Origin of the sequence: Achromobacter sp. RTa (genome assembly GCF_000757485.1) — a bacterium.
Lineage (GTDB): Bacteria > Pseudomonadota > Gammaproteobacteria > Burkholderiales > Burkholderiaceae_B > Achromobacter.
This window is the reverse complement of sequence record NZ_JPYO01000033.1, coordinates 51420-64269: the sequence shown is the minus strand read 5'-3', so window position 1 is coordinate 64269 and position 12850 is coordinate 51420. Positions and strand designations below refer to the sequence as shown.

11 protein-coding genes are annotated in these 12850 nt (G+C 66.6%); 9 read left to right on the top strand and 2 right to left on the bottom strand.

The genetic code is table 11. From position 1 onward, the window contains the following. The first annotated feature begins 33 nt into the window (after window positions 1-33). A complete protein-coding gene (locus JL37_RS11655) occupies window positions 34-324 on the top strand; it encodes a DUF3579 domain-containing protein (RefSeq protein ID WP_043544251.1) in 291 nt (96 codons plus the stop codon). A 69-nt stretch (window positions 325-393) separates the two neighbouring features. Here JL37_RS11655 and JL37_RS11650 read toward each other — a convergent pair whose 3' ends face one another. Beyond that, a complete protein-coding gene (locus JL37_RS11650; RefSeq protein WP_043544250.1) occupies window positions 394-1113 on the bottom strand; it encodes a GntR family transcriptional regulator in 720 nt (239 codons plus the stop codon). A gap of 245 nt (window positions 1114-1358) precedes the next feature. On the opposite strand from JL37_RS11650, the gene JL37_RS11645 reads away from it, so the two are divergent. The 8 genes from JL37_RS11645 to JL37_RS11610 all read left to right on the top strand — a co-directional run bounded on the left by JL37_RS11645 (window position 1359) and on the right by JL37_RS11610 (window position 10483). Further along, window positions 1359-2096 carry an aspartate/glutamate racemase family protein gene (locus JL37_RS11645; protein WP_052097120.1) on the top strand — a complete coding sequence of 246 codons (738 nt, stop codon included), beginning with the start codon at window positions 1359-1361 and terminating at the stop codon, window positions 2094-2096. An 88-nt stretch (window positions 2097-2184) separates the two neighbouring features. Further along, on the top strand, window positions 2185-3762 hold the full coding sequence (locus tag JL37_RS11640) for an ABC transporter substrate-binding protein (protein ID WP_043544249.1): 1578 nt from the start codon (window positions 2185-2187) through the stop codon (window positions 3760-3762). 79 nt (window positions 3763-3841) lie between these two features. Next, window positions 3842-4834 carry an ABC transporter permease gene (locus JL37_RS11635; RefSeq protein WP_043544248.1) on the top strand — a complete coding sequence of 331 codons (993 nt, stop codon included), beginning with the start codon at window positions 3842-3844 and terminating at the stop codon, window positions 4832-4834. After that, window positions 4824-5765, top strand: a complete 942-nt coding sequence (locus JL37_RS11630) for an ABC transporter permease (RefSeq protein ID WP_043544246.1) — start codon at window positions 4824-4826, stop codon at window positions 5763-5765. The genes JL37_RS11635 and JL37_RS11630 overlap by 11 nt, the downstream gene beginning before the upstream one ends. Before the next feature lie 24 nt (window positions 5766-5789). Beyond that, entirely contained in the window at window positions 5790-6983 is a 1194-nt protein-coding gene (locus JL37_RS11625; RefSeq protein ID WP_043544244.1) for an amidohydrolase family protein, read from the top strand. Next, complete coding sequence (locus JL37_RS11620; RefSeq protein ID WP_043544243.1) at window positions 6983-8470, top strand: amidohydrolase family protein; 1488 nt, start codon at window positions 6983-6985, stop codon at window positions 8468-8470. The genes JL37_RS11625 and JL37_RS11620 overlap by 1 nt, the downstream gene beginning before the upstream one ends. Then, complete coding sequence (locus JL37_RS11615; protein WP_156124286.1) at window positions 8467-9507, top strand: ABC transporter ATP-binding protein; 1041 nt, start codon at window positions 8467-8469, stop codon at window positions 9505-9507. Before JL37_RS11620 ends, JL37_RS11615 begins: the two co-directional genes overlap by 4 nt. Beyond that, a complete protein-coding gene (locus JL37_RS11610; RefSeq protein WP_052097118.1) occupies window positions 9497-10483 on the top strand; it encodes an ABC transporter ATP-binding protein in 987 nt (328 codons plus the stop codon). Before JL37_RS11615 ends, JL37_RS11610 begins: the two co-directional genes overlap by 11 nt. Before the next feature lie 1067 nt (window positions 10484-11550). Here the strand turns inward: JL37_RS11610 and JL37_RS11605 are convergent. Continuing rightward, entirely contained in the window at window positions 11551-12828 is a 1278-nt protein-coding gene (locus JL37_RS11605; protein ID WP_043544241.1) for a TRAP transporter large permease, read from the bottom strand. Window positions 12829-12850 lie beyond the last annotated feature (22 nt).

Below are 12850 nucleotides of genomic sequence, written 5' to 3'. Positions count from 1 at the left end.
CTTTCGTGAAAGGCGCGCTGTAGTGAAGAACTCATGGCAACTCGCGTCAGACAATTCGTAATTCATGGCGTTACCGAAACCGGTAGCCGCTTTCGCCCCAGCGATTGGGCGGAAAGGCTCGCCGGCGTAATGGCACAGTTCCGGCCCGCCGGCTGTGCCGGTAACCATCTCACCTATTCGCCCTATGTGCTGCCCGTCGTGATCGATGGCGTGCGCGGGATCGTGGTCGATCTGCGCTTGCGCGACCTGGAACCGCTGGCCTACAAGTTCGTCGTGGATTTCGCCCGCGACAACAACCTCAAGACGGAAGAACGCGAAATCTAGGCCCCCAGAACGAAAAAGCGCCCCGACCGGGCGCTTTTTCATGGGCGGTCCGCGCTTGCGCGCGCGTTTTCAGGTGCCGTAGCGGTCCAGGATCTTGCGGATATCGCGCACTCCCGGCCCGTCGGCGGTCAGCAGCGCGCGGGCGGTAACGGCCTCCAGGTGATGCTCGAGCAGGTGGAGCACGTGTTTTTCGTCACGCGCGCGCAGGCCGGCGACGATTTCCCGGTGCTCGCTCACCGCGCATTCGCTGGAATGCGGGCGGCCGTAGAGAGCCAGGATCAGCGAGCAGCGCGACACGATCTCGTTCACATAGCGCGCATACACCGCGTTACCCGACAGTTCGGCCATCAGGATGTGGAATTCGCCCGAGAGGCGGATGGATTCATTCGTGCTGTTGCGCTGGCGGGCTTCCTCTTCCTGGGACACGTGCTGCTCCAGCCTGGCCAGCCCCGCCTCGGTGATGTGCTGCAGCAGCCGGCGGGCGACATCCCTTTCCAGGCAGCGGCGCGCCTCGAAGATGTCGTGCGCTTCCTCCAGGCTGGGGCGGGCCACCGCGGCCCCGCGATTGGGCCGCAAATCCACCAGTCCCTCGCTGAACAGGCGAGTCAGCACGCCGCGCACGATGGTGCGGCTGACTCCGAATCGCTCGCCGATGATGTCCTCGGGCAGCTTGTCGCCCGGCAGGAGGGCCTGCTCGATGATGGCCCGGCGGAGATTTTTGTATACGATTTCATTGCGGCTGATGTCTTTCCTGGCGGGTGCATCTGCCGACGGCGCGGAGGACGTCATCTTTTTGTTGGCTCCTATGCCTGCGCATTTTTCAGTGTGTAGGAATTTCCGGCAATTGGCGCCGGCGCGCATTTTTCAGGGTGCTGGCAAGCATACTACAACGCGGGATAAGGGTAAGCGATAGCTTGCCGCCGGGGCCGCAAGCGGTACATTGGCAACACAAATCGTATACAAATATTTATACAAAAATCGTAGGTATAACGATTTTTAGCGATAGTGTTTGTATACAAATATCGAGGCCAACCATGTCCGCAGTACCCATAGCCGCCGTTACGCATCTGCCCGCCGCCTCGCCCTATCGGCTGCTGGTGGTCAACGGCAACACCACGTCGGAGCTGACCGGCAGCCTGGCCGGCCAGGCCAGGGCTTTCCTAGGCGATACCGCCCATGTCCACGCCGTGACCGCCGGATTCGGCCCCGCCTACATCGCTAGCCGGACGGAAGCTGCCATCTCCGCCCATGCCGTGCTCGAACTCGTGGAACGGGAGGCCGCGCAGGCCAGCGTCCCGTTCGACGCCTGTCTGCTCGCCTGTTTCGGCGAACCGGGCATCGGAGCGGTGCGCGAGCGCCTGGGCGTGCCCGTCGTGGGCATGGCGGAAGCTTCCATCATGACCGCCATGCAACGCGGGGACCGCTACGCCATCGTGACGGTTGGGCGGCGTTGGCCCGGCATGCTGCGCGAGCAGATCCGCCAATTGGGAGTGGAGTCGCGCTGCGCCGGCATCCTGGCCCTGCCTGGCAATGCGCTGGACTACGTTTCGCGTTCGCCGGAGTCGGTGCTGCAGGTCAGCCTGGCGTTGGAGGCGGCGGTGGAGCAGGGCGCGGACGTCGTCATCGTGGCCGGCGCGGCCCTGGCCGGCTACCTGCCCAGCCTGCCGCGCCTGCCGGAGGTTCCCATCATCGATTCCTACCGTGCCGCCCTGGCGCAGGTGCTGGCGCTGGCGTCCCTGGAGCGGGCGCAGCGGCTGAGCCTTGTCCGCTGATCCGCGCCGCCCGGTTTTTTCCGCCGTACCCATCGAGCCGGGCCCGACCCCGGCGAGTTCAGACCGATACACAAGGGAGTTTGCAGCCATGAAGACTTTGTTCAAATGGGCCGCCGGGGCCGTGATCGCGCTATCGGCGGTGGCGGGGGCATCCGCGGCCAACACGCTGAAGTGGGGCGCCGCCCGGGACCTGGATTCGCTGGACCCGTATTCCTACGGCAGCACGTTCAATCTGGCGTTCCTGAACCATGTGTACGAAGCGCTGATCCGCTACGACGACAAGTTCAACATTACGCCCGCGCTGGCCGAGTCCTGGGAGGCCACCTCGCCCACGGTCTTGCGCTTCCGCCTGCGCCAGGGGGTGAAATTCCACAACGGCGCGCCGTTCTCGGCGGACGACGTGGTGGCCTCGATGACGCGGGTGTCGGACGGCGCGTCGCCGCTCAAGGGCAACCTGCCCGCGTTCAAGGCGGTGCGCAAAGTGGACGACTACACGGTCGACATCGAGATGACGCATCCGTACCCGCTGATGCTCAACGACCTGACCAACATCTTCATCTTCAACCGCCAGTGGCTGGTGGACAACAACAGCCTGAAGCCCACGGACGCAGCGAAGAAGATAGAAGGCTACGCCACGCACCACGCCAACGGCACCGGCCCATTCAAGGTGGAGTCGTACCGCCCCGATACGCGCACCGTGCTGGTGGTGAATCCGGATTGGTGGGACAAGCCGCGCCACAACCTGGACCGCATCGAGTTCACGCCCATCGCCTCCGCGCCGACCCGGGTGGCGGCCCTGCTGTCGGGCGACATCAATTTCACCGAGAACGCGCCGCTGCAGGACCTGGACCGCCTGCGCGCGGCGTCCAACGTGAAGGTGCTGGCCAGCACGGAACTGCGCACGCTGTACTTCGGCTTCAACCTGGGCGACAAGCTGGTCGGCTCCAACGTCGCGGACAAGAATCCGCTGAAGGACCTGAAGGTGCGGCAGGCGCTCTATATGGCGCTGTCGCCGGATCTGATCCAGAAGCGGGTGATGCGCGGACTGTCGCGCACCACGGGCGCGCTGGTGGCGCCGTCCATCCCGGGCTACGACACGAAGCAGGAAGAACGCCTGCCGTTCGACGCCGCGCGCGCCAAGAAGCTATTGGCCGAGGCCGGCTACCCGGATGGCTTCACGGTGTCGCTGCTGTGCTCGAACGATATGTTCGTCAACGAGGAGGAGATCTGCCAGGCGGCTGCCTCCATGTGGGCGCGCATCGGCGTGAAGGCGACGCTGGCCAGCGGCCCGCGGTCTCTGCAGAACCCCAAGCGTTCGCGCGGGGAATTCGACATCACCATCCATGGCTGGGCCAACGAGCCGCAGATCGACGCGCTGTCCATCCTGCTGCAGGTGATGCACACGCGCACGGGCCCGGCCGGCGTCTTCAACTGGGGGCAGTGGGGAGACGCGGCGCTGGATGCCCGCATCGACGCGGCGGCCGCCGAAATGGATCGGCCCAAGCGGGTCCGGATGATGCAGGACGTGCTGCAGACCCTGCACGACGATGCGCGCTTCCTGCCGCTGCACCAGCAGCCGATGGCCTGGGCGGTGGGCGACAAGGTGGGCGAGGTGCTGCAGATGCCGGACAACAAGGCGCGCCTGTGGACCGTGCGCATGCAGTGATGCCCGAGATGCCCGTATGGACCGCCGCGTTCGCCGCGGGCGGTCCCGGGCCAGGAAGTGAATCCTATGGGAGACGCACATGCTGGCGTTCATAGTTAGGCGGGTCTTCAACGCGGCCGGCGTCATGCTGGCGGTGGCGTTGCTGGCCTTCGTGATTTTCCGGTTCGTCGGCGATCCCGTCGACATGATGCTCAACGAGCAGGCCTCGCAGACGCAGCGCGACGAATTGCGCGAGCGCCTGGGATTGAATGCGTCGGTGGGCATGCAGTTCGTGCATTTCGTGGCCAATGCCGCGCAGGGCGAATTCGGCATTTCCTACCGCAACCAGCAGGACGTGTTCGCGCTGGTTGCCGAACGTTTTCCGGCCACCTTCGAGCTGGTGCTGATGGCGACGCTGCTGTCGCTCGTCATCGGCGTGCCGCTGGGCGTGCTGACCGCCATCTACCGCAAGTCGCGCGCGGCGCAGGCGCTGCAGTTCGTTTCCATCCTGGGCATATCGCTGCCCAGCTTCGTCGTGGGGATCATGCTGATCCTGGTCTTCTCGGTCCAGCTGGGCTGGCTGCCCGGCTTCGGACGCGGCGATACCGTGAAGATAGGCTGGTGGTCCACCGGGCTGCTCACGCCTTCGGGCCGCGCCGCGCTCGTGCTGCCGTCCATCACGCTGGCGCTGTTCCAGATCACGCTGATCATGCGGCTGGTGCGGGCGGAGATGCTGGAGACGCTGCGCACCGAGTTCATCAAATTCGCCCGCGCGCGCGGGCTGCCCGACCGCGTGGTGCATTTCCGGCTTGCGCTGCGCAACTGCCTGATGCCGGTCATCACGGTGACCGGCATGCAGATCGGCAACCTGATCGCCTTCGCGCTGATCACGGAAACGGTGTTCCAGTGGCCGGGAATGGGGCTGCTGTTCATCCAATCGGTCATGTTCGTGGACATTCCCGTCATGGCCGCCTATCTGGTGATCGTGTCTTTCATCTTCGTGGCGCTGAACACGCTGGTGGACATGATGTACGGCGTGGTGGATCCGCGCCTGCGCAGCCAGCACGTCAAGGGAGGCGCCAATGCTCACTAAACCTCTGGCGGGGGGCGGCCGGGGCCGCTACGCCCGGTTCCTGCAAAGCGATCTGTGGTGGAGCCTCAGGCAGGACTACGTGGCCATGGGGGCGGGCATCGTGCTCATCGCCGTGGTGCTGCTGGCGGTGTTCGCGCCGTGGATCGCGCCGCAGAATCCCTACGACCTGGCGCAGCTCGACCTGCTGAACGCGGAGCTGCCGCCCGTGTGGGAGGCGGGCTCGGACCCGCAGTTCCTGCTCGGGACGGACACTCAGGGCCGCGACGTCTGGTCGGCCATCCTGTACGGCTCGCGCATGTCGCTCGTGATCGGCCTGGCTACGGTGGTGCTGTCGCTGGCGATCGGCCTGCTGGTCGGCCTGGCGGCGGGCTACTTCGGCGGCTGGATCGACAACGCGCTCATGCGCCTGGGCGACACGTTGCTGAGCATCCCGACCATCCTGGTCGCGATCCTGGTGACCGCGGTGTTCCGCCAGCTGCTGCCACCCGGCCTGCGGGAAACCCTGTCGGCGGTGATCCTGATCCTGGCCATCTCCATGACCAACTGGGTGCAGTACGCGCGGACGGTGCGCGCCTCGGCCCTGGTGGAGCGCGGCAAGGAATACGTCCAGGCCGCGCGCCTGATCCGCGTGGGATCGCTGCGCATCATGCTGACGCACATCCTGCCCAACACGCTGACGCCGGTCATGGTGACGGCCACCCTGAATCTTGGCCTGGCGATCCTGGTCGAGGCCACGCTGAGTTTCCTGGGCGTGGGCATGCCGCCCACGGAGCCCTCGCTGGGCACCTTGATCCGGCTGGGCAACCAGTTCCTGTTCTCGGGGCAGTGGTGGGTGGTGGTATTCCCCGCGCTTTACCTGAGCCTGATCGTGCTGGTGGTGAACCTGCTGGGCGACTGGCTGCGCGACGCCCTGAATCCCCGTCTGCGCTGAGCGCGGCCTTTCAAGAGTAGAACCATGGAAAACGCAACGCTGTATACCCGAGTCCGCCCCGCCGGCGGCCAGATGACCTCCGTGCTGGTGCGCGACGGCCGCATCCAGGCGCTGGGCGGCCAGGCGCCGGAGGGCGTGCCGGTCGTGGATGGCGGCGGCGCCATCCTGCTGCCTGGACTGATCGACGCGCATGCGCACCTGGACAAGACCCTCTACGGCATGCCCTGGTACCGCAACGAGGTGGGGCCGCGCCTGATCGACAAGATCGAGAACGAGCGCGCCGCGAAGCGCGAACTGGGAATCGACCCGTACCGCCAGTCGGCGCGGCAGATCGTGATGTCGGTCGCCGACGGCACCAGCCACATCCGCTCCCACGTGGACGTGGACACGGACATCGGCCTGGCGGCGATCGAGGGCGTGATGCGAGCGCGCGAGCAGTACCGCAATGAGATCGACGTGGAGATCGTCGCCTTTCCCCAGAGCGGGCTGCTCATACGCCCGGGCACGCTGGAGCTGATGGACGAGGCGCTGCGTATGGGCGCCGAGGTGGTGGGGGGGCTGGATCCGGCGGGCATGGACCGCGACCCCAAGGGCCACCTGGACGCCATCTTCGGCCTGGCCGAAAGGCACGGCAAGCCCATCGACATCCACTTGCACGAAGCGGGCGAACTGGGCGCCTTCTCGATGCAGATGACCATAGACCGCGTGCTCGCGCTGGGCATGCAGGGCAAGGTCACCTTGTCGCATTCCTTCTGCCTGGGCATGCCCGACACGCAGGCCGTGCAGGCGCTGACCAATGGCCTGCTGGAGGCCGGCGTACACATCATGACCACCGGCTCGGCCTCGCGGCCCGTGCCCAGCGTGGCGCGGCTGCACGCGGCGGGCGTCGCCGTCTGTACGGGCAACGACGGCATGCGCGACACCTGGGGCCCTTACGGCAAGCCCGACATGCTGGAACGCACCATGCTGCTGGGCCTGCGCAACAACTTCCGTCGCGATGACGAGCTGGAGCTGGCGCTGCACGTGGCCACCTACGGCAATGCGCGCGTCATGGGTCTGGCGGACTACGGGCTGGCGCCGGGCTGCCAGGCCGACTTCGTGCTGGTGGATGCCGAGACCGTGGCCGAGGCCATCGTCTCGCGCCCGGTGCGCAAGCTGGTGGTCAAGCGCGGGCGGGTCGTCGCGCGCGACGGCCGCGCGCTGGCGGAGGCGCCGTGATGAGCGCAGTCCAAGGCCCCGTCCTGCTGACCGCCCGCTGGGTGGTCGGCCATGAAAACGGCCGCCATTGCCTGTACGAGAACGGCGAACTGGTGTTCGAGGGCGACCGCATCGTCTACGTGGGGCACCGCTACCCCGGACCCGTCGCGCAGCGCCGCGACTACGGCCGCGCGCTGATCGGCCCGGGCTTCGTGGATCTGGACGCGCTGTCCGACCTGGACACCACCATCCTGGGCTTCGACAACTCGCCCGCCTGGAAGAAAGGCCGCATCTGGCCCGAAAGCTATATGCGGCGGGGGCCGTACGAGATGTACACGGCGGCGGAGCTGGCCTTCCAGAAGCGCTACGCCTTCGCCCAACTGATCAGGAACGGCATCACGACGGCGCTGCCGATCGCCTCGCTGTTCTACCGGGTGTGGGGCGAGACCCGCGACGAGTTCCTGTCTGCCGCCAGCGCGGCGGGCGAACTGGGCCTGCGCGTATACCTGGGCCCAGCCTATCGCAGCGGCCACACCTATGTGGACGCGGACGGCAGGATCCGCTGCCATTACGACGAGCAGCGCGGCATGGCGGGCCTGTCCGAAGCGCTGGCGTTCGGCGACGAGATCGACGGCCGGCACAATGGCCGCGTGCGCGCGATGCTGTCGCCCGACCGGATCGAAACCTGCACGCCGGCGCTGCTGCGCGCTTCCGCCGCCGCGGCGCGCGAGCGCAACATGCCGGTCCGGCTGCATTGCTGCCAATCGCGCCTGGAGTACGACCTGGTGCTGGAGCAGCACGGCATGAGCCCGCCGGAATGGCTGCAAAGCCTGGATTTTCTGTCCGAGCGCGCCTTGCTGCCGCACGGCACCTACGTGTCGGGCTCTCGCCATATCGAAAGGCCGGGGCGCGACGTCGAGATCATCCGCGATTCCGGCGCGAGCATCGTTCATTGCCCCTTGGTGTCGGGGCGGCATGGCGCCACGCTGGAATCGTTCGCACGCTATCGCAAGCTGGGCGTGAACATCGGCATGGGCACCGATACCTGGCCGCCCGACATGGTGCTGAACATGCAGGTGGGGATGGTGCTGTGCCGCGTGGCCGATGCGTCGACGGAGGCGGTGCGGTCCGAAGACTATTACGACGCCGCCACGGTGGGCGGCGCGGACGCATTGGGGCGGCCCGACCTGGGCCGGCTGGCCGCGGGCGCCAAGGCCGACATCGTCGTCTTCGATTTTTCGCACGACCGCAACGGGCAGATGATCGATCCGATCCAGACGCTGATGGTGAGCGGCAGCGGGCGCGACGTGTCGCAGGTCATCATCGACGGCCGCTTCGTCATGGTGGACGGCCGGATTCCCGGTTTCGACGCGCGCCTGGCGCAAGAGCAGGCGCAGGCGCAATTCGACGGGTTGGTCGCCCGCTATCCCGACCGCACCTGGGGGCATCCCCCGGTGGATCGGATCTTTTCCTCCAGCTATCCGCGTCCCGCAAGGAGTCCGTCATGATGGCAATCGTTCCCGGCGCCACCCAGCCGCCTGCCGCCGCCGGCGCCAGCGCCGCGCCGACCTTGTCCGTGCGCGGCGTGTCGGTCGAGTTCCCCACGCGCCACGGCGTCCTGGTCGCCACCCGCGATATCAGTTTCGACATTCTTCCGGGCGAAATCCTGGGCATGGTCGGCGAGTCCGGCGCCGGAAAATCCCTGACCGGCATGGCCGTGATCGGCCTGCTGGAGCCGCCCGGCCGGCTGGGCGGCGGAGAGATCCACCTGGCAGGCAGGCGCATCGATAATCTGCCGCCCAAGGCCCGGCAGCGCCTGCGCGGCAAGGAGATCGGCGCCATCTTCCAGGATCCGCTCACCAGCCTGCATCCGCTGTTCACGGTGGGCGATCAATTGGTCGAAACGATCCGCCACCACGACAAGGTGCCGGCCTCGGCGGCGCGCCTGCGCGCGCTGGAATTGCTGCTGGCGGTCGGCATCCCGGCCGCGGACCGGCGCATCGACCATTACCCGCACCAGTTCTCCGGCGGCATGCGCCAGCGCGTGGTGATCGCGCTGGCCCTGGCGGCCAGGCCCGCGCTGATCATCGCCGACGAGCCCACCACCGCGCTGGACGTGTCCGTGCAGGCGCAGATCACCGCTCTATTGCGCCGCCTCTGCCGCGAGCAGGGCACGTCGGTGCTGCTGGTGACCCACGACATGGGCGTGATCGCCGAGACCGCCGATCGGGTAGCGGTAATGTACGCGGGCCGTATCGTCGAGATCGGGCCGGTGCTGGACGTGCTGCGCCGGCCCGGGCATCCGTATACCCAGGGCCTGATGAACGCCATTCCCGGCCTGCGTCACCGCGCGGCCCGGCTGAACCAGATCGACGGCGCGATGCCGCGCCTGCACGCCATGCCGGAAGGCTGCGCATTCCATTCGCGCTGCGCGATGGCGGGGCCGCGTTGCGGACAGGCGCGCCCGCCGCTGGCCGCCTCCCCGGCGGGGGCTACCGTCAGCGCCTGCTGGCTGCACCAAGGAGGAGTCGCTCATGCCGCCTAACGACGATGTGCTGCTGAAGACAGATAACCTGGCCTGTTGGTTCGACGTTTCACCGCCCTGGCTGGAGCGCACGCTGTCGCGCCAGCCCGCGCAAACGCTGAAGGCCGTGGACGGGGTGTCTCTGTCCGTGCCCCGCGGCGCCACGCTGAGCATCGTGGGCGAATCGGGCTGCGGCAAGTCCACGCTGGCCAAGCTGCTGGTGGGCCTGGTGGCGCCCACGCGGGGAACCTTGCGCTATGGACGCAGCCGCAAGGGCGGGACGCTGCATCCGCAGATGATCTTCCAGGACCCCTATGCCAGCCTGAACCCGCGCTGGCGGGTCGGCAGCATCGTGGCCGAACCCATCCTCACGCTGGGCCTGCGCGCCACGCCTGCCGATACCAAGCGCCGGGTGGACGAGCTACTGGAACTGGTGGGCCTGTCGGCCGGCGACGCGGAGCGCTTCCCGCACGAGTTTTCCGGCGGCCAGCGCCAGCGCATCTCGATCGCGCGGGCGCTGGCGACGGAGGCGGAGTTCCTGGTGTGCGATGAGCCGACTTCCGCCCTGGACGTGTCGGTGCAGGCACAGATCCTGAACCTGATGGGCGACCTGCAAAAGGAGTTCGGGCTGACCTATGTGTTCATCAGCCACAACCTGTCGGTCGTACGGCATGTGTCGGACAGCGTGGCGGTGATGTACCTGGGGCGCATCGTCGAGCAGGCGCCGGCGGATCAGCTGTTCGAGTCGCCGCAGCATCCTTATACGCGGATGCTGCTGGACACGATTCCGGACCTGGACAATCCAAGGCGGGACCGCGAACCGATGGGGGGAGAAGTGCCGAATCCGATCCAGCCGCCGTCAGGGTGCACGTTCCATCCGCGATGTTCGATGACGCGGGAGCAATGCAAGAAGGAAGCGCCGGCGGTCATCAGCGTTGGGGGAGGGCGGCAGGTTCGCTGCCATGCGGTGTCTTGGGAGGTGGAGCGGGTGGCTTGATTTTCTGTCTTGTTCTGTTGAGTTCTTAAGACGCCCGGCGCGGCGGTGGCGCGGGATGCGCGGGTCAACGATTGCGGTCCGGAGCCTTCGCTCCGGACTCCCCCGTCGTCATCTTCGTCGCCGCCTGCGGCGCCTCCTTCAGATTCCCTCGGGCTTATCGACTCCCCACGCACGCCGCGCCACCGCCACTCCGGGCTCCAAAAGCTGAAACTTCTCGGCCAGCGGGGAGGGCAGGGTTCTTGAGGTTCTTGCCGCCGCTGGTGGGGCGGTGGAGCATCTTGCAGGGCCCGCTCCCGGCCGGCCGCGCGGGCGGCCTCTGGGAGCTTACGCGGTGTCTTGCGTCGTGGTGATGATGCCAGTGTCTGACACTGGCGTGCAGCGCGTCTCTGCCGTCTAGTGTCTGACACCCTTACGCGATGAGGGTACGGATTGAAAGGGGTCTTGCCGGGTGTCTGGCACGCGAGGTGACTTTGCTGTGGGGGTGTCAGACACCCGGGAACATTTGCCCGGGTTTGAAGATCTGAGCGTAAGGGTGTCAGACACTTGGGCGCGCCGCGTCAACGCCGGTGCCGGATGGGCGGCGCGCACGGGTGGGCATGCGCAAGCTGTCGTCGCCGCGCCGCCCATCACCGCCCCTCCAAAAAACAGACGAAGCCATCAGCAAACCAATGACTGAATTCGCGCCAGCGCACCCGCCGGCACGCTTCTAGGCATGTATGCCGATGTCGGCCGCCCGCGCGGCCGGCATCGGCGGGCACCGTAAGATTCGTCACTGAGCCCAGATCTAGCAGCGCATCAAGCCAAGACACACATAGCTCCTCGGCGCGGGCGCCGTGGCTGCGAGCAACCTCGATGCGCCCGAGGGAATCCGAAGGGAAGGCCGCAGGCCTGTACGAGGATGACGAAGGGGCAGTCCGGCGCCCGGGCGCCGGACCGCAATCGTGGGCGCGAGCAGTCACGGCGCCCGCGCCGAGGAGCGGCCTACGAAGCTACGAAGCTACGAAACGACGCAGCAACGCAAACCGCCTCTCAGTACAAAGCAAAAATTACAGAAGTAATAAACAAAACTACTTTGCGTATACCAGATCACGCAGCCCCAACGACAACCCCGGCCAATACGTAATCACGATCAAGCAAACAATCACCACCCCGACAAACGGAATCAAGGGCTTGATCAAGCGCTCCAGCGGCAGCTTGGCCACCGCGCACGCCGCGAACAGGTTCACCCCGAACGGCGGCGTGATCATCCCCAGCGCCAGGTTCACCACCATGATGATCCCGAAGTGCACCGGCTCCACGCCGAATTTCAGCGCCACCGGCAGCAGCAAGGGGGCAAGCACCACGATGGAAGCCGACGTTTCGATGAACATGCCGATCACGAACAGCGCCGCGTTCACGCCCATCAGGAAGGTGAACTTGGTGTCGAAGATCTGCGACAGCCACACGCCCAGCGCGTCCGGAATGCCTGCGCGGTTGAGCAGGAAGCTGAAGATGCCGGCGTTGGCGATCACGAACATGATCACCGCGGTGGACACCACCGACTTGTGCAGCGTGTCGGACAACTGCTTGAAGGTCAGGCGGCGGTAGATGAACTTGCCCACGAACACCGCATACATGACCGCCACCACCGAGGCTTCCGTCGGCGTGAAGACGCCGCCGTAGATGCCGCCCAGGATGATGACCGGCATCAGCAGCGCCAGCCAGGCGTTCTTGAAGGCGGGCCACAGCGGCAGGCGGCCTTCGCCGTCGCGCTTGCCCAGGTTGTTGCGCTTGGCGTAGAGCCACACATACAACATCAGCGCCGCGCCGATCAGGATGCCGGGCATGACGCCCGCGATGAACAGTTCGCCCGTCGAGGTGTCGGTGGACACGGCGAACAGAATCATCGGAATGGACGGCGGGATGATCACGCCCAGCTCGGCCGCGCTGGCCTGCAGCGAGGCGGCGAAGGGCGCGGGGTAGCCGTGCCGGACCATGGCGGGGATCAGGATGGCGCCGACGGCGAAAGTGGTCGCCACGCTGGAACCGGCCACGGCGGCGAAGATCATGCAGGTCAGAACGCAGGTGCAGGCCAGCCCGCCCTGGATGCCGCCCACCACGCTCTTGGCGAATTCCACCATGCGTTCGGAGATGCCGCCGGCCTCCATCAGGTTGCCGGCGAGGATGAAGAAGGGGATCGCGACGAGCGGATACTTGTCCAGCGCCGCGAACAGCTGCTGGGCGACCACCAGCCAGGGCAGGCCGGCGGCGCCGACTCCCGCCAGGCTGGCCAGGCCGATCGACACTGCGACCGGCACGGACAGCCCGAAGAAAATCAGCATCGAGACAATCATGAGTTGTGACATGGCGATATCTGCTGCTTGTGTT